This is a genomic window from Pseudomonas sp. RC4D1, from assembly GCF_018390395.1.
GTDB classification, from domain to species: Bacteria; Pseudomonadota; Gammaproteobacteria; order Pseudomonadales; family Pseudomonadaceae; genus Aquipseudomonas; species Aquipseudomonas danubii.
Map to the genome: position 1 here is coordinate 3,322,086 of NZ_JAHBAW010000001.1, position 17,420 is coordinate 3,339,505.

The 17,420-nt window shown below is 62.9% G+C and carries 15 protein-coding genes; 8 read left to right on the plus strand and 7 right to left on the minus strand.

What is annotated here, in order from left to right:
• Positions 1-10 precede the first annotated feature (10 nt).
• Positions 11-1,513: an exopolyphosphatase gene (ppx, locus tag KHO49_RS15435; protein WP_110652928.1), complete on the plus strand. Its 1,503-nt coding sequence runs from the start codon at positions 11-13 to the stop codon at positions 1,511-1,513.
• Between the two features lie 174 nt (positions 1,514-1,687).
• On the opposite strand, the gene ppk1 is transcribed toward ppx, so the two are convergent.
• Positions 1,688-3,901, minus strand: coding sequence for a polyphosphate kinase 1 (ppk1, locus tag KHO49_RS15440; protein WP_102881246.1), 2,214 nt, complete (start codon positions 3,899-3,901; stop codon positions 1,688-1,690).
• An 18-nt stretch (positions 3,902-3,919) separates the two neighbouring features.
• Positions 3,920-4,933, minus strand: coding sequence for a porphobilinogen synthase (gene hemB / locus KHO49_RS15445; protein ID WP_060841658.1), 1,014 nt, complete (start codon positions 4,931-4,933; stop codon positions 3,920-3,922).
• Positions 4,934-5,140: 207 nt separating this feature from the next.
• Between hemB and KHO49_RS15450 the strand changes: the two genes are divergently transcribed.
• Both KHO49_RS15450 and elbB read left to right on the plus strand, forming a co-directional pair.
• Entirely contained in the window at positions 5,141-5,761 is a 621-nt protein-coding gene (locus KHO49_RS15450) for a DedA family protein (RefSeq protein ID WP_110652927.1), read from the plus strand.
• Positions 5,762-5,810: 49 nt separating this feature from the next.
• The gene (elbB, locus tag KHO49_RS15455; RefSeq protein ID WP_213665232.1) at positions 5,811-6,479 is read left to right on the plus strand and encodes an isoprenoid biosynthesis glyoxalase ElbB; all 669 of its coding nucleotides are present in this window, start codon (positions 5,811-5,813) and stop codon (positions 6,477-6,479) included.
• Positions 6,480-6,521: 42 nt separating this feature from the next.
• Here the strand turns inward: elbB and KHO49_RS15460 are convergent, their stop codons facing one another.
• The gene (locus KHO49_RS15460; RefSeq protein ID WP_102881247.1) at positions 6,522-6,977 is read right to left on the minus strand and encodes a YaiI/YqxD family protein; all 456 of its coding nucleotides are present in this window, start codon (positions 6,975-6,977) and stop codon (positions 6,522-6,524) included.
• An 82-nt stretch (positions 6,978-7,059) separates the two neighbouring features.
• A complete protein-coding gene (locus KHO49_RS15465) occupies positions 7,060-8,958 on the minus strand; it encodes a cytochrome c/FTR1 family iron permease (protein WP_110652925.1) in 1,899 nt (632 codons plus the stop codon).
• 242 nt (positions 8,959-9,200) lie between these two features.
• Between KHO49_RS15465 and KHO49_RS15470 the strand changes: the two genes are divergently transcribed.
• The 5 genes from KHO49_RS15470 (at position 9,201) to KHO49_RS15490 (ending at position 14,040) form a co-directional block, all read left to right on the plus strand.
• Entirely contained in the window at positions 9,201-10,574 is a 1,374-nt protein-coding gene (locus tag KHO49_RS15470; protein WP_213665233.1) for a COG3014 family protein, read from the plus strand.
• A 220-nt stretch (positions 10,575-10,794) separates the two neighbouring features.
• Positions 10,795-12,288 carry a COG3014 family protein gene (locus tag KHO49_RS15475; RefSeq protein WP_213665234.1) on the plus strand — a complete coding sequence of 498 codons (1,494 nt, stop codon included), beginning with the start codon at positions 10,795-10,797 and terminating at the stop codon, positions 12,286-12,288.
• A 12-nt stretch (positions 12,289-12,300) separates the two neighbouring features.
• Positions 12,301-12,672 (plus strand): YcfL family putative periplasmic lipoprotein, encoded by a 372-nt coding sequence (locus tag KHO49_RS15480; RefSeq protein ID WP_060841665.1) that lies wholly within the window; start codon positions 12,301-12,303, stop codon positions 12,670-12,672.
• A 33-nt stretch (positions 12,673-12,705) separates the two neighbouring features.
• On the plus strand, positions 12,706-13,293 hold the full coding sequence (gene lpoB, locus KHO49_RS15485) for a penicillin-binding protein activator LpoB (protein ID WP_060841666.1): 588 nt from the start codon (positions 12,706-12,708) through the stop codon (positions 13,291-13,293).
• Positions 13,294-13,296: 3 nt separating this feature from the next.
• Complete coding sequence (locus KHO49_RS15490) at positions 13,297-14,040, plus strand: penicillin-binding protein activator LpoB (RefSeq protein ID WP_102881252.1); 744 nt, start codon at positions 13,297-13,299, stop codon at positions 14,038-14,040.
• Positions 14,041-14,098: 58 nt separating this feature from the next.
• On the opposite strand, the gene KHO49_RS15495 is transcribed toward KHO49_RS15490, so the two are convergent.
• The 3 genes from KHO49_RS15495 to KHO49_RS15505 all read right to left on the minus strand — a co-directional run bounded on the left by KHO49_RS15495 (position 14,099) and on the right by KHO49_RS15505 (position 17,404).
• Complete coding sequence (locus KHO49_RS15495) at positions 14,099-14,731, minus strand: LysE family transporter (protein WP_102881253.1); 633 nt, start codon at positions 14,729-14,731, stop codon at positions 14,099-14,101.
• Between the two features lie 181 nt (positions 14,732-14,912).
• Positions 14,913-15,494 carry a mechanosensitive ion channel family protein gene (locus KHO49_RS15500; RefSeq protein ID WP_102881254.1) on the minus strand — a complete coding sequence of 194 codons (582 nt, stop codon included), beginning with the start codon at positions 15,492-15,494 and terminating at the stop codon, positions 14,913-14,915.
• Entirely contained in the window at positions 15,494-17,404 is a 1,911-nt protein-coding gene (locus KHO49_RS15505) for an ATP-binding cassette domain-containing protein (protein WP_110594248.1), read from the minus strand. The genes KHO49_RS15500 and KHO49_RS15505 overlap by 1 nt, the downstream gene beginning before the upstream one ends.
• Between the last annotated feature and the right edge of the window lie 16 nt (positions 17,405-17,420).

Consider the following 17,420-nt stretch of genomic DNA (forward strand, 5'->3'; position numbering starts at 1 on the left):
ACCCCCAACCATGCCCCAATCCCAAGCCAAGAATCTGTCCCTGATCGCCGCGATCGATCTGGGCTCCAACAGCTTTCACATGGTCGTGGCCAAGGCCCGGAACGGTGAAATCCGCATTCTCGAGCGGCTCGGTGAAAAGGTTCAACTGGCCGCCGGAATCAACGAAGAACGCCAGCTCAACGAAGAATCCATGCAGCGCGGGCTCGACTGCCTCAAGCGCTTCGCCCAACTGATCAACGGCATGCCGCCGGGCACCGTACGCATCGTCGGCACCAACGCCCTGCGTGAAGCCCGCAACCGTGGCGAGTTCATTCGCCGCGCCGAGGAGATCCTCGGCCACCCGGTGGAGGTCATCTCCGGCCGTGAAGAGGCCCGACTGATCTACCTCGGGGTGTCCCACACCCTCGCCGATACCCCGGGCAAGCGCCTGGTGGCCGACATCGGTGGCGGCAGTACCGAGTTCATCATCGGTCAGCGCTTCGAGCCCCTGCTGCGGGAAAGCCTGCAGATGGGCTGTGTCAGCTTCACCCAGCGCTATTTCCGCGATGGCAAGATCACCCCGGCCCGCTACGCCCAGGCCTACACCGCCGCGCGGCTGGAGATCATGAGCATCGAGCATGCCCTGCATCGCCTGACCTGGGACGAAGCCATCGGCTCTTCCGGAACCATCCGCGCCATCGGTCTGGCCCTCAAGGCCGGCGGCCAGGGCAGTGGCGAGGTCAACGCCGAAGGCCTGGCCTGGCTCAAGCGCAAGCTGTTCAAGCTGGGGGATGCCGAGAAAATCGACTTCGAAGGCATCAAGCCCGATCGGCGGGCGATCTTTCCGGCGGGCCTGGCGATTCTCGAAGCCATCTTCGACGCCCTGGAACTGCAGCGCATGGACCACTGCGAAGGCGCCCTGCGTGAAGGCGTGCTCTACGACCTGCTGGGCCGCCATCATCACGAAGACGTCCGTGAACGTACCCTCAGCTCGCTGATGGAGCGCTACCACGTGGACCTGGAGCAAGCCTCGCGAGTCGAAGGCAAGGCCCTGCGCGCCTTCGACCAGGTGGCGGCGGACTGGGACCTGGAGGACGGTGTCTGGCGCGAGCTGCTGGGCTGGGCCGCCAAGGTCCACGAAGTGGGGCTGGATATCGCTCACTACCACTACCACAAGCATGGCGCCTACCTGATCGAGCACTCGGACCTGGCCGGCTTCTCCCGAGAAGACCAGCAGATGCTGGCGCTGCTGGTGCGCGGCCACCGCCGCAACATTCCCAAGGAGAAGTTCGCCGAGTTCGGCGATGACGGCATCAAGCTGATCCGCCTGTGCGTGCTGCTGCGCTTCGCCATCCTGTTCCATCACATCCGTGGCACCCAGCAGATGCCTCAGGTGAGCCTGAGCGCCGAAGGCGACCATCTGGATGTGGAGTTCCCGGAACACTGGCTGGATGAAAACCAGCTGACCCAGGCCGACTTCGCCCTGGAAGCCGAATGGCTGACCCGGGTCGGCATCGTGCTCAACGTTCGCTGACCCTGCCACGGACCTGTAGGAGCCGGCTTGCCGGCGAAGAGGCCGCGAAACCTTGTATCACTCGCAGGGACGCCTTCGCTGGCAAGCCAGTCCTACAGCCTCTTGCAAGCCACAATAAAAAGGCCAGCCCGATGATCGGGCTGGCCTTTTTATTAGCTACGACGCTTGAGGCGCTTAGCGCACCGGCAACACCGGGCTGCCAAGACGCTCCAGCAAGGTCGCCTGGGCACTGCGCGGGTTCTGGTTGCCGGTCGGCGTGTTGCGGATGTAACGGCCGTCAGACTGCAGGCTCCAGCTGTGGGTGTTGTCGGTGAGATAACTCTCCAGCTCTTTCTTGACCCGCAGGATCAGCTTCTTGCCTTCCACCGGGAAGCAAGTCTCGACCCGCTTGTCGAGGTTGCGCTCCATCCAGTCGGCGCTGGAAAGGAACATCTGCTCCTCGCCGCCGTTGAGGAAGTAGAACACCCGAGTGTGTTCCAGGAAGCGACCGATGATGGAGCGCACATGGATGTTGTGCGACACCCCGGCGATCCCGGGACGCAGGCAGCACATGCCGCGCACCACCAGATCGATGCGCACGCCGGACTGGCTGGCCTTGTACAGCGCGCGGATGATTTTCGGATCAGTCAGCGAGTTGAACTTGGCGATGATGTGCGCCGGCTTGCCGTCCAGGGCGAACTGGGTCTCCCGGGCGATCATGTCGAGCATGCCCTTTTTCAGGGTGAACGGCGCATGCAGCAGTTTCTTCATACGCAGGGTCTTGCCCATGCCGATCAGCTGACTGAACAGTTTGCCGACGTCTTCGCACAAGGCATCGTCGGAGGTCAGCAGGCTGTAGTCGGTGTACAGGCGGGCGTTGGCCGCGTGGTAGTTACCGGTGCCCAAATGCGCATAGCGCACGATCTCGCCGGCCTCGCGACGCAGGATCAGCATCATCTTGGCGTGGGTCTTGAAGCCCACCACGCCGTAGATCACCACCGCGCCGGCCGCTTGCAGGCGGCTGGCCATCTGCAGGTTGGACTCTTCGTCAAACCGCGCACGCAGTTCGATCACCGCGGTGACTTCCTTGCCGTTGCGCGCCGCGTCCACCAGGGCGTCGACGATCTCCGAGTTGGCGCCACTGCGGTACAGGGTCTGGCGCACCGCCAGCACATGCGGGTCCTTGGCGGCCTGGCGCAGCAGGTCGACCACCGGGGTGAAGGACTCAAACGGGTGCAGCAGCAGGATGTCCTGCTTGCTGATGACGCTGAAGATATTCTCGCTGTTCTGCAGCAGCTTGGGGATCTGCGGGGTGAACGGGGTGTATTGCAGCTCCGGATGACTGTCCAGGCCGGTGATACTGAACAGCCGCGTCAGGTTCACCGGACCGTTGACCTGATAGAGCTCGGTCTCGTGCAGGTTGAACTGCTTGAGCAGGTAGTCCGACAGATGTTTCGGACAGGTGTCGGCCACTTCCAGACGCACCGCGTCACCGTAGCGACGGGAGAACAACTCGCCGCGCAGAGCGCGGGCCAGGTCTTCGACGTCTTCGGTGTCCACCGCCAGGTCGGCGTTACGGGTCAGGCGGAATTGATAGCAGCCTTTGACCTTCATGCCCTGGAACAGGTCATCGGCGTGGGCGTGGATCATCGACGAAAGGAACACATAGTTGTCGCCAGGGCCGCCGACTTCTTCCGGAACCTTGATGATGCGCGGCAACAGACGCGGCGCCGGGATGATCGCAAGGCCCGAATCGCGACCGAAGGCATCGATGCCTTCCAGCTCGACGATGAAGTTCAGACTCTTGTTCACCAGCAGCGGGAACGGGTGCGTCGGGTCGAGGCCGATGGGGGTGATGATTGGCGCGATCTCGTCGCGGAAGAAGCGCCGGACCCAGGTCTTGAGCTTGGTGGTCCAGTGACGGCGACGGATGAAGCGAATCTGATGCTTCTCCAGTTCCGGCAGCAGAATGTCGTTGAGGATCGCGTACTGGCGATCGACATGACCATGCACCAGCTCGCTGATGCGGGCCAGGGCCTGGTGCGGTTGCAGGCCGTCGGCACCGGCCTGTTCCCGGGCAAAGGTGATCTGCTTCTTCAGACCCGCGACACGGATCTCGAAGAACTCGTCCAGGTTGCTGGAGAAGATCAGCAGGAACTTCAGGCGTTCCAGCAGCGGGTAGGATTCGTCCAGCGCCTGTTCCAGCACGCGGATATTGAACTGCAGTTGCGAGAGTTCGCGGTGAATGTACAGGCTGCTGTCATCCAGGTTGGGGATGACAATGGCCGGCGTCGGTTGCGCCTCGGCCACTACGGGCACGGGCTCGAGCTCCGGCGAGGTTTCAACCACTGGCTCGACCACCGGCTGAGCGTCTTTTACGGCAACTTCTGAGAGTCCTTCAGTATTCATCGCGTGTTCCTGGGAGGGCTATTTTTGCTCTCGTAACAATTGAGCAGCACGAACGGCAAAGTAAGTCAGGATGCCATCAGCACCTGCACGTTTAAAAGCGGTCAGGGATTCAAGAATAACCCCTTCACCCAACCAGCCATTCTGGATCGCCGCCATGTGCATGGCGTATTCGCCGCTGACCTGATAGACAAAGGTCGGCACCTTGAATTCATCCTTGACCCGAAAAAGGATATCCAGGTACGGCATGCCCGGCTTGACCATGACCATGTCCGCCCCTTCCGCCAGGTCCGCCGCCACTTCATGCAGGGCTTCGTCACCATTGGCCGGGTCCATCTGGTACGAGGCCTTGTCGGCCTTGCCCAGGTTCAGCGCCGAACCCACCGCATCGCGGAAGGGGCCGTAATAGGCGCTGGCGTACTTGGCCGAGTAGGCCATGATCCGCACGTTGACGTGCCCCGCCAGCTCCAGGGCTTCGCGGATCGCCTGGACCCGCCCGTCCATCATGTCCGACGGCGCCACCACCTGGGCGCCGGCCTCGGCGTGGGACAGGGCCTGACGCACCAGGGCATCGACGGTGATGTCGTTCTGTACATAACCTTGTTCGTCGAGGATGCCGTCCTGGCCATGGGTGGTGAACGGGTCCAGGGCCACATCGGTGATGACGCCCAGCGCCGGGAAGCGCTCGCGCAAGGCGCGGGTGGCACGCTGGGCAATCCCTTCAGGGTTCCAGGCCTCGGCCGCATCCAGGGACTTGAGCCCGGCCGGCGTCACCGGGAACAGCGCCAGGGCCGGAATCCCCAGCTCGACCCAATGCGCCGCCTCTTCCAGCAACAGGTCGATGGTCAAGCGCTCCACGCCCGGCATCGAGGCCACCGCCTCACGGCGATTCTCACCGTCGAGCACAAACACCGGCAGGATCAGGTCGTCCACGCTCAGCCGGTTTTCGCGCACCAGACGGCGCGAGAAATCATCACGGCGGTTACGCCGCAGACGAGTGGCAGGGAACAGGCGGCTGGCAGGGGTAAAGCTCACGGCGGACTCCAGGGCCCGCGCTGGCGGGCGAGCGTGACAGTTATAAGCGGGCATTATGACGAACAGATGACAGTTGTGCTCAAGCTGTTGACCGACAGCAACACTCATTGTCATTGGCCCAATTGTTCACGTCGAGACACATTTCGATACTTTCCCCAACGTCGTCGAAGGGGTAGGCTGCGCGTTCATTTCGCCAGCATCCAGACAATGCTCCAACAATTTCTTCAGGATTTCGGCTATTTCGCCCTCTTTCTCGGTACGTTTTTCGAAGGCGAAACCATTCTGGTTCTAGCCGGGTTTCTAGCGTTCCGCGGATACATGGATATCAACCTGGTGATGGTGGTTGCCTTCTTCGGCAGCTACGCCGGTGACCAGCTGTGGTACTTCCTGGGGCGCAAGCATGGCCGCAAGTTGCTGGCGCGCAAACCGCGCTGGCAAATGATGGGCGATCGGGCGCTGGAGCATATCCGCAAGCATCCGGATATCTGGGTGCTGAGCTTCCGCTTCGTCTATGGCCTGCGCACCGTGATGCCAGTGGCCATTGGTCTGTCAGGCTATCCGCCGGGCCGCTACCTGCTGCTCAACGGCATCGGCGCGGCCGTCTGGGCCGTGGCCCTGGCCCAGGCCGCCTACCATTTCGGCGCGGTCATGGAAGGCATGCTCGGCAGCATCAAGAAGTACGAGCTGTGGGTGCTGGGCGCGTTGCTGGTACTGGGTTTCGGCCTGTGGCTGCGCCGACGCTTCAAGAACGCCCGTCTGGCCAAGCAGATCTATGATGCCGAACAAGCCGCCGAACAGGCCAAGGCTTCGACGACACCAGTGGAGTAACTCGCCGGTCATTGGCATGCTGTCAGCACCCTGAACCAGGAGAAAAACCATGAGCAAAAAAGTTGCAGTGATCCTTTCCGGTTGCGGCGTGTTCGACGGTGCCGAGATCCACGAAAGCGTGATGACCCTGCTGCGCCTCGACCAGCGCGGCGCCCAGGTGCAGTGCTTTGCCCCGAACATCCCGCAGATGCATGTGCTCAACCATCTGACCGGCGAAGCCATGCCCGAGACCCGCAACGTGCTGGTGGAATCGGCGCGCATTGCTCGTGGCCAGGTCAAGGACCTGCGCGAGGCCAATGTCGAAGACTTCGACGCGCTGATCGTGCCCGGCGGTTTCGGGGCAGCCAAGAACCTCTCCAGCTTTGCCACCGAAGGCGCGGACTGCACAGTCCAGGCGGACGTCCTGGCTCTGGCCGAAGCCTTTGCCGAAGCGGGCAAACCGGTGGGCCTGATGTGCATCGCTCCGGCCCTGGCGGCGAAGATCTATGGTCCTGGCGTGACCTGCACCATCGGCAACGATGCCGATACCGCAGCGGCCCTGGGCAAAATGGGCGCCAGCCACACCGAATGCGCAGTAGGCGACATCGTCGAAGACAAAGCGCGCAAACTGGTGAGCACCCCGGCCTATATGCTGGCGCAATCCATCAGCGAAGCCGCCTCCGGGATCAACAAGCTGGTAGACCGGGTGCTGGAACTGACCCACGAAGGCGAGCAGTGACTCCCTGACACCCCGCTTCAGGAGGAGCCGCTGGTTCCTCCTTCAGGCCTGACGCGCCAGCCGGGTCAGAATCCGGTCCAGAGCATTGGCGAAGGCCTGCTTCTCCCGCTCGCCATAAGGCGCCTGTCCGCCACTGACCTGCCCCTGCTCCCGCAGATCGGTGAACAGATTACGCACCGCCAGGCGCTCCCCCATGTTCTGCGCATCGAACTCCTTGCCACGCGGGTCCAGGGCCGACACACCCTTTTTCACCAAGCGGTCGGCCAAGGGCACATCACTGCAGATCACCAGCTCACCGGGCACGGCATGCTCCACCAGATAATCGTCGGCAGCATCCGGGCCACTGGGCACCACAATCAGTTTGACGCAGGCGAAAGCCGGCTTGATCTGCGCTTGCCCGGCCACCAGCACCACCTCGAACTGGCGCTTCAAGGCAAAGCGCACCACCTGATCCTTGGCCGCCTTGGGGCAAGCGTCGGCATCGATCCAGACACGCATTGATGTTCTCCTCACAAAATGCAAAACGGGCAAGCCAGCCCCCGCAGGAGCGGGCTCGCCCGCGATCAGCGACGCTGTCGACTCAAGACGCGCGCAGTCGCTGCTTCTCACTCATGCGGCTGCGACTGTACAGCACCACGATCGCCAGGATCGCCACAGCCTGAGCCCCCAGCGAGTAGGCATCGGCATGAATGCCCAGCCAGTCGAAATCGAAGAAGGCTACTGGCCGGGTGCCGAAGATGCCCGCTTCCTGCAAGGCCTTGACCCCGTGCCCGGCAAATACCACCGACAAGGCACACAGCAGCGCCGCGTTGATGCCGAAGAACAGCGCCAGAGGCAGCTTGGCCGAGCCCCGCAGGATCACCCACGCCAGGCCCACCAGCAACACCAGAGCGGTGGCACCACCAGCCATGACCGCGTTATGCCCGGCTGGGCCTGCCTGCAGCCACAGGGTCTCGTAGAACAGGATCACCTCGAACAGCTCGCGGTACACCGAGAAGAACGCCAGCACGGCAAAACCGAAACGCCCGCCGCCGCCCACCAGGCTGCTCTTGATGTAATCCTGCCAGGCCGCCGCATGCCGACGATCGTGCATCCATACCCCGAGCCACAGCACCATGACACTGGCGAACAACGCCGTGGCACCCTCCAGCAGCTCCCGCTGGGAACCGCTGACGTCGATCACATAAGCCGCCAGGGCCCAGGTGGCCAGGCCGGCCAACAGCGCCAGGCCCCAGCCGACGTTGACACTGCGTACCGCCGATTGCTGGCCGGTATTACGCAGGAACGCGAGGATCGCCGCCAGCACCAGAATGGCTTCCAGGCCTTCGCGCAAGAGGATCAGCAAACCGGAGATAAAACTCAGGGACCAGCTCAGGCTGTCGCCACCCAACAACTCGGCGGACGCCTTGAGCTTGGCCTTGGCGGCGTCCAGGCGCTGTTCGGCCTGGGCCACCGGCAATCCGTCCTGCAACGACTGCCGGTAGGCCATCAGGGCCTTCTCCGTGTCCTTGCGCACCGTGGCATCGACGTTGTCCAGGGAGCTTTCCACCAGTTCGAAACCTTCCAGGTAAGCCGCTACCGAAAGATCGTAGGCTTGCTCATGCTCGCCGTTGCGATAGGCCGCGAGACTCTTGTCCAGGGTCGAAGCGGTGTAGTCCAGCAACTGCGCCGGGCCACGCTTGACCTGAGGCGGCTGGGCCCGCTGGGCACGGAAAGTGGCCGCTGCCTGCGGCCCCTGAGCAGCCAGCACTTCAGCAGGCGTCTGCCGGGCCAGGTCGGCCAGATTGAAGCTCTGCTCGCCCTTGGCCGCCGCAGGATCGGCGCTGAACCCGGCGATGTAGGTGGCCAGGTCCCAGCGCTGCCGGTCATCCAACTGATCGGCGAAGGCCGGCATGTCGGTGCCTTCGACCCCCAGCCCCAGGGTGTTGTAGACCGCGTACAGGCTCAGGCGATCAAGGCGCTCGGCATCCCGCAGATTGGCCGGCGGCGGGGTCATGCCCACACCTGCCGGACCATCGCCTGCGCCTTTCTCCCCATGGCAGACCGAGCAATGCTGGGCATACAGCGGCGCACCGCGAGCAGGGTCCGGGGTGATGACCGGCGCCTGGCTGACCTCATAGGCCACCGCCAGCTTGGCCCCCATCTGCCGCGCCAGGCGTGCCACCTGGCTGCCCTCGACGCGGTCGTCCACCGCCTTGCGCAAGCTGACGATGCCCTGCTCCAGCTCGGCTTTCTCCGGCTTGGCCGGCAGGTCGGCGATCAGCCCCTGCAGGACCCCGAGAAACTCCACCTGCTCGCGGTATTCGGACTCGTCGATGACCTTGCCGGCTTCAACCGTGGGCGGGTAATCGGCGCCAATGTAATCCAGCAGATGCAGGGCCTTGGGCGCGCCATCGACGGTATCGGCCAGCAGGTTGAAGCTGCAGAGCGCGAGCAGCGGCAGCACCAGCAATGCCAGTAAACGGGAAGGGCCAGTCATGAACGAATCTCAAACGGAAATACGAAGTAACATATTGTTCACTCCCAATGAGTTTCACTCAAGGCTTATCCGCCTGTTGCAACACTTGCGCCGACCAGTGCCTGCCCAACGGCACTCGCCCGCCAACCGTGCGACAAGCGCTCAAGCCCGCCGCCACGACCCGATAGCCCTTCCCTGCCCAATGCCTGCCACTGATAATGCGCCACCTCTTGCAGGTCTCGTTCAGGGAAGAAACACCATCTATGACCTGCTGCCTCATACCCATGCTGCTGTCGATCCTGCTGCTGTTGAGCGGCTGTTCGATCTTTCGCAACTACGACCTGGAGCTGCAACAGACCAACCAGCAACTGCAAGCAGGCAATGTCGACGGCGCCCTGGACCTGCTGGAGCAGCACAATCCCTGGCAGGACAAGGACCTGCTCTACTACTTCGAGAAAGGCGAGCTCCTGCGGGCCAAGGGCGACCTGATTGGCAGCCAGCTGGCCTGGCGCCGGGCTGACCGAGTGGTGTTCACCTGGGAAGAATCGGTGAAGTTCGACAGCGCCAAGTACCTGGCCCAGTTCGGCAGCTACCTGATCAACGACAAGGTCCGGCGCTACGAAGGCTATGACTACGAAAAGGTCATGCTGACCACCCAGATGGCGATCAACCACCTGGCCCTGCAGGACTTCGACGGCGCGCGCATAGAGATCAAGAAAACCCATGAACGCGAAGCGTTGATCGCCGAGCTGCGGGACAAGCAATACCTGCAGCTCGAAGAGCAGGCCCGCAACCAGGGCATCAACGTGCGCTACCAGGATCTGCAGGGCTATCCGGTCGCCACCCTGGACGCTCCCGAAGTGCTGGCGCTGAAAAACAGCTACCAGAGCGCCTTCAGCCATTACCTGGCCGGCTACCTCTACGAAGCCCTGGGGGAAAAGGCCCTGGCCGCCGCCGGTTATCGCCAGGCCATCGAGCTGCGTCCCCATACCCCGCTGCTGGAGCAGGCCCTGGGCAGCCTCGATCGGGCATCCGCTAAGGCCGACGAAAGCGACCTGCTGATCATCGTGCAAAACGGCCTGGCACCCGCCCGCGGCTCGGTGCAATTGCCGGTGACCGTGGACATCGAGGGTCAGCCGATCCCCACACTGATGTCCTTTCCGATCATGGTGGCCGATCACTCCACCAGCGCCCTGAACCAGATCAGCGTGGATGGCCGCAAACAGAAGCTGACCGCCCTCAACAGTGTCAGCGCCATGTCCCGCCGCGCCCTGCGTGACGATATGCCGGGGATCATCCTGCGTACCACCTATCGCGCCCAGTCCTACGCCTCCTTCCAAGCACAGCAACTTAAAAAGGACCCGGAACGGGCCAAGGAACGTCAGCGTCTCAACGTGCTGATAGAAGATGCCGACACCCGCACCTGGCGCACCCTCCCCGACACCACCCAGGTAACTCGCCTGCGCCTGAAAAAAGGCCCACACCGACTGACCCTGGGCAAGACCGGCGAACTGCGCTTCAAGCTGGACCAGCGCTACCAGGTCATCAGCCTGCGGCGCGTGGGCGATCAGCTGTTCGTCATCGCCCCCGCGCCCCTGGAAAAGAACCCGCTGGCGGCCTGGTTCGACCACCAATGAGCAGCCGCTCACATAGTGGCAAACACCAATCAAATTGAAGTTAAAAAGCCATTACAGCGCCAGAATCCACGTTTATAATGCCGCGCCCTCGTTATAGCGAGACGGCATTTAAGCTCCTCTTTTTATGAGGAATTGGCAGCGTAGCCGCAGTTCCTGCCAATGGGTTCGTCCAGCCCGACCCGCACGCCAGGCTGTCTCATTCAGGGAAGAAGAAGTACCCATGGCATCCCGCGTCCTCACCTCGATTGCGCTCGGCGCAGTCACCCTGCTCGCAGGCTGTTCGGCCTTTCGCAGCTACGACAACGAGCTTCAGGAAACCAACCAGCAACTGCGTGCCGGCAACCTCGATGCCGCCCTGACCCTGCTGGAAAAAAACAACAAGGGTGAAGACAAGGACCTGCTCTATTACTTCGAAAAGGGCGAGTTGCTGCGGGCCAAGGGCGACCTCAATGGCAGCCAGGCCGCCTGGGGCCATGCCGATCAGGTCGTGGGCAACTGGGAAGACTCGGTCAAGCTCGACACCGACAAGTACCTGGCCCAGTTCGGCAGTTTCTTGGTCAACGACAAAGTCCGTCGCTACGAAGGCTATGACTACGAAAAGGTCATGCTGACGACCCAGATGGCCATGAACCTGCTGGCCAGCAACGACTTCGACGGCGCCCGCATGGCGATCAAGAAGACCCACGAACGCGAAGCGGTGATCGCCGAACTGCGGGACAAGGAATACCTCAAGCGCGAGGACGAAGCCGAGAAGCAAGGGGTTAAAACCGAGTACAAGGACCTCAAGGGCTATCCCGTGGAAGCCCTTGATGCTCCCGATGTGGTCAACCTGAAGAACAGCTACCAGAGTGCGTTCAGCCACTACCTGGCCGGCTTCGTCTATGAAGCCCTGGGCGAGAAGGACCTGGCGGCTCCCGGCTACCGCAAGGCTGCGGAACTGCGTCCCAACACGCCCTTGCTGGAACAGGCCCTGCTGAACCTGGACGCCCCCGTGGAACCGGTGAAAGTCGAAGCCCCGGGCAAATCCTCGGCCAAGTCCAAACGCAAGGCAGCAGCCAAGGCTCCGGTCAAGGCTCCGGTGGTAGCGGCCCTGGCGGCCGATGAGAGCGACGTGCTGATCGTGGTGCAAAGCGGCCTGGCCCCAGCACGGGACTCGGTGCGCATTCCCCTACCGCTGCCGATCAACGGCAACCTGGTCATCACCCCACTGTCGTTCCCGGTGATCAAGGCCGATACCTCGACCCAGACCTTCACCCAGATCGGCATCGATGGTCAGCAGCAGAACCTGACTCTGCTCAACAGCACCACCGCCATGTCCCGCCGCGCCCTGCGTGACGACATGCCGGGGATCATCCTGCGCACCACCGTGCGTGCAGTGACCCGTGGCGTGGCGCAAAAGAACCTCAACGAGGTCAATCCCCTGGCCGGCTTGGCCGTGGGCCTGGCTTCGGCGGTGACCGAAGGGGCCGATACCCGCACCTGGCGCACCCTGCCGGACAACACCCAGGTCGCCCGCCTGCGTCTCAAGCAGGGCGAGCACAGCCTCAGCCTGCCTAACGCCCAGGGCGGCACTCAAGTGCAGGTCAAGGTTGATCAGCGCTATCAGGTGATCGCCCTGCGCGTGGTGGGCAACCAGGTGTTCAGCAGCGGCCTGGCCGCCCATGTCATCCCGAACAACGCCGGCCAGAACATGGCCAGCAACCAACGTCCTTAAGCGGAGCCCTCCATGCGCCTGAAACTCCTCGCTGTTGCCGCACTGGCCCTTCTGGCCGGTTGCGCCACCCCGCCACCTCCTGCTCCCGGCAGCGCCGCGAGCAAGGTGGTGGTGATGAACAAGTTCAACAACATCGCCATCGGCGCGATGCGGGTCGCCCGTGAAAACGGCTTCCTGACGGTCAAGGTGGCACTGAACAACACCAGCCACACCAACATGACCATGTACTACCGCTTTGTCTGGCTGGGTGACGACGGTTTCCCGGTTGCCGATGAAGAAAGCTGGAAAGTCTTCAACCTGTACGCGGCCCAGGCCACCTTCTTGCCGGCCATCGCGCCGGTGCCCAAGGCCACTGACTTCCGCCTGGAAGTCAAAACCCAATAAGCCGTTCCTGAACCCGATCAAGAGAGCACTTCCATGTTTGCACGCTTTTCCTTCCTCGCCGTGGTCGCCCTGCTGGCCAGCGGCTGCGCCAATAACTCCCCGGTCCTGGGCGGCAAGAACATCAGCTACGGCGACAGCAAGGCCGTGGAACTGGTGACCAACGAGTTCGGTTCCACCGACCTGCAGATGATCGCCGAATCCATGACCCGCTCCCTGGCCCAGTCCGGCATCCTCCAGGGTCGCCCGGTGGTGCAGGTCTACGATGTGAAGAACAAGACCAGCGAGTACATCGACACCCGCGAGATCACCACCTCGATCAAGACCCAGCTGATGAAGTCCGGCACCGCCCGCTTCGCCAGCGACAACACCGCCATGCAGAGCCAGGTCGACCAGCTCAAGCTGCAGAACCAGAGCGGCCTGTACAAGAAATCCACCGTGGCCAAGACTGGCAACATGGTCGCCGCCAAATACCGTCTTGAAGGCTCCATCAGCTCCATCGTCAAGCGCAGCAGCGACTACAAGGACGTCTTCTACAAATTCAGCCTGCAACTGATCGACGTCGAGAGCGGTCTGGCCGAGTGGATGGACGAGAAAGAGATCCGCAAGACCACGGAGCGCTAAACAATGCGTGCATGGATTGGCATCCTGGCCCTGGCCTGTGCGTTCAGCGCCCAGGCGGCCCCGAAAGTTGCAGTCATGGACCTGGCCTACCAGGAACGTGTGCAGGAATACATTCACGTGGTTTCGGCCCAGCAGAACTACCGCGAGGGCTACTACAGCTCCAGCGGTTCGGCCAGCTACAACGAACTGGAAGCCAGCACCAGCTACATCGAAGAAGGCGAACTGCGCAAGTTCACCGGTGATATCAAGGGCGGGATTCTCAAGTCCGGGATGTTCCAGCTGGTGCAGGGTTCGCCCCACACCGACGCGTCCAAGACCAACGTCTACGACATCATCAAGCGCATCAAGGCGGGCAACTTCAAGGGTGCCGACTACGTGCTGTTCGGCACGGTGTCGGACATCGACTTCACCCAGGACATCAACGAGCTGGCCAATACCAACAGCTACTCGGCGGTACTGGGCCTGACCCTGGTGGCGGACTTCAGCCTGATCAACACCCGCACCTTCGAGATCACCTCGGCGTTCACCGCCATGGGCGAAGGCCAGGACACCAAGCTGGTGAACAGCCGCGACATCCGTGTCTCGCTGAACCGGCCACGGGTGGTACGCGAAGTCTCCAAGGCCCTGGGCGAAGACGTTACCCGGCAGATGGCCGAGCAGTTGGGTCGCGGTGGCTACGAGCAACCGGGGCAAGCGCCGATGCGCAACAACCTGCCGCCGGACACAGCGCCGGTAATCCTGCGCTAAGCCGTACGCAAACGAAAAAGGCGACCCGTGGGGTCGCCTTTTTTTGTCTCTGGATAACTTAGGCCGCAGCTTTGCGAATGGTCGCCAGGAAGCCCGCCGCGCCGAGGAACAAACCGGCGAAGGTACGGTTCATCCGCCGCTGCTGGACCGGGGTACGCAACAAGCGCAGGACCCTGGACGCCAGCCCGGTGTAGCCGGCCATGACGATCAGGTCGACCACGATCATGGTGGCGCCGAGAATCAGGTACTGCTGGACCAGCGGCGCATGGGGGTCGATGAACTGCGGCAGTACTGCCAGCATGAACACCAGGGCCTTGGGGTTGCTGATGTTCACCAGGAAGCCGCGAAACACCAGGGCCAGAGGCTTGCCAAGGGGACGGATGGCCGCGTCATCGCTGAGATCGCTGGGCAGCGCGCGCCATTGCTTGACCGCCAGGTACACCAGGTAGGCCACACCGAACCACTTGATCGCATAGAAGGCGGTGGCAGATGCGGCAAGGATGGCGCCAACACCGGCGGCGACAATGGCAATCTGCAAGGCCAGGCCCAGTTGCAGGCCCAGGGCGTTCCAGTAACCGCGCCAGAAACCGTATTGCAAGCCACAGGACATCGACGCAATGGCGCCGGCTCCCGGAGAAAGACTGATTACCCAACTGGCGGCAAAGAACGCCAGCCATGTTTCAAGCACCATCGCACACCTCGGATCGGATTGGTCGTGACTGCCTAAGCTAATCCTCCGACCCGCGGCTGACTATATTTTTTTCGCCCAAAGGTGATGCACGGCCCTGTAGCCGCTGCCGCAGGCTGCGATAGGTCAACAGGACCAGGGGCAATAGCTGTGCAGCCTGCGGCAGCGGCTACAGAGGAAGGGATTACTTTTCGCCAGTTCCTACCGGCAGCACATCGCTGCCGCGCCAGCGACGCACCGAGCGCTGGAAGAACAGGCTGTTGGGCACCTGGACCATGGCGCTGCCGGTGCCGGCTTCTTCGGACTCGATCAGGGTGGTGTACAGCAGGTTGATCGCCACGACCCGGCCCTTGACGCCAGGCTTGTCGACGGTGTCCACCAACTCCACCACGTCACCCAGGCGGAAGGGGCCAACGGTGAAGATCAGGATCGCGCACAGCAGGTTGGAGAGCACACTCCACATGGCGAAGAAGGCCACCGCCGCCACGGCGACAAAGCCGGACAGGGCGGTCCACAACACCGTGGCGGAAACCCCCAGGCGCTCCAGGACGAAGATCACCGCGCTGCCCATGATCAGCCAGCGCAGACCGCCCCGCAGGGGCATCAGCAACTGCGGCGGGAACGGGTAACGCTCGCCCAGACGGGTCAGGCAACGGGCGACAAAACGCTGGGCCAGATAGCCCGCCAGGAGAATCAGCAGGATCTGCACGCCCACCCACAACGGAGCGACCCACTGCGCCGGCAATGGCAGTTGCAACGCTTCCATCAGGACAGTGCCTCGAGTTCTGCCTGCATGCTTTCCAGCAACTCCAGGGCTTCCATCCAGGCCTCTTCCAGTTCGGACTCGCGGGTCTTGAGCTTGGCTTGCTCAGCCAACAGGTCCCGCAGCTCGTCCTTGCGCGCCGCTTCGTAAAGACCGCTGTCGCCCAGGCTGGTCTCGATCTTGGCCAGGCGCTCATGGACCTTGCCCAGTTCGGCTTCCAACTTGTCGGCCTCGCGCTTGTGCGGTGCCAACTGCTGACGCAAAGCAGCCGCGGCCTGGCGCTGGGCTTTCTTGTCGGTCTTGTCCGGGTTGACCGGCGTGTTGCTGACCGGGGCATTGCGCTGGCGGTAGTCCACCAGCCAACGGGTGTAGTCATCCAGGTCGCCGTCGAACTCCTCGACCTTGCCGTCGGCCACCAGGAAGAAGTTGTCCGTGGTGCTCTTGAGCAGATGGCGATCGTGGGAGACCACCAATACCGCGCCGCTGAACTCTTGCAGGGCCATGGTAAGGGCCAGGCGCATCTCCAGGTCCAGGTGGTTGGTGGGTTCGTCGAGCAGCAACAGGTTCGGCCGTTCCCAGGCGATCAGGGCCAGGGCCAGGCGAGCTTTTTCACCGCCGGAGAAATTCAGCACCGGCTCGTCGATCCGCGCGCCACGGAAGTCGAAGCCACCGAGGAAGTCGCGCAGGGTCTGCTCGCGCTCGGTGGGCGCCAGCCGCTGCAGGTGCAGCAAGGGGCTGGCCTTGGAATCCAGGGAGTCCAATTGATGCTGGGCAAAGTAGCCCACCACTGTGTTCTCGCCCCGGGTCAGGCGGCCGGACAACGGCTGCAGCTCACCGGAGAGGTTCTTGATCAGGGTCGACTTGCCGGCGCCGTTAGGGCCCAGCAGACCGATCCGTGCGCCCGGCGTCAGTTGCAGCTTGACCTTCTCCAGGATCGTGCGCTCGCCATACCCTAGGCGCGCATCGGAGAGATCGATCAGCGGGCTGGAAATCTTCGTCGACTCGCGGAAGGTGAAGTCGAAGGGCGAGTCCACATGGGCCGCCGACAGCTCCTCCATGCGCTCCAGGGCCTTGATCCGGCTCTGGGCCTGGCGAGCCTTGGTGGCCTGGGCCTTGAAGCGGGCAATGTAGCTTTCCATGTGCGCCCGTTGCGCCTGCTGCTTCTCGTAGGCCTGCTGTTGCTGGGCCAGCCGCTCGGCACGGGCCCGCTCGAAGGCGCTGTAGCCACCGCGATAGAGGGTGATCTTGCGCTGGTCGACGTGAGCCACGTGATCCACCACGGCATCGAGGAAATCCCGATCGTGGGAGATCAACAGCAAGGTGCCGGGATAACCCTTGAGCCAGTCTTCGAGCCAGATGATGGCATCGAGGTCCAAGTGGTTGGTGGGTTCGTCGAGCAACAAGAGGTCCGACGGGCACATCAGCGCCTGGGCCAGGTTCAGGCGCATCCGCCAGCCCCCGGAGAAGTCGCCGACCTGGCGGTCCATCTGTTCGTTGGTGAAGCCCAGTCCGGCCAGCAGCTTGCGCGCCCTCGCGTCAGCGGTGTAGCCGTCGGCGCTGTCCAGCTCGGCGTGCAGGCGCGCTTGCGCGCCACCGTCATGGGCCGCTTCGGCGGCGGCCAGTTCACGCTGCACCTGGCGCAGACGCAGGTCGCCGTCGAGCACATAGTCCACGGCCAGGCGCTCGAGGGTGTCGACCTCCTGACGCATGTGGGCAATGCGCCAATCGGCGGGCAGGAAGCAGTCACCCGAATCCGGATGCAGCTCGCCGCGCAGCAAGGCGAACAGGCTGGATTTGCCGGCGCCGTTGGCACCGATCAGGCCGGCTTTCTGGCCGGCGTGCAGGGTCAGCTCGGCGTCTTCTAGCAGACGTTGCGGGCCACGCTGTAAAGTCAGGTTCTGAAGTCGAATCATAATGGCGGCGGAGTCT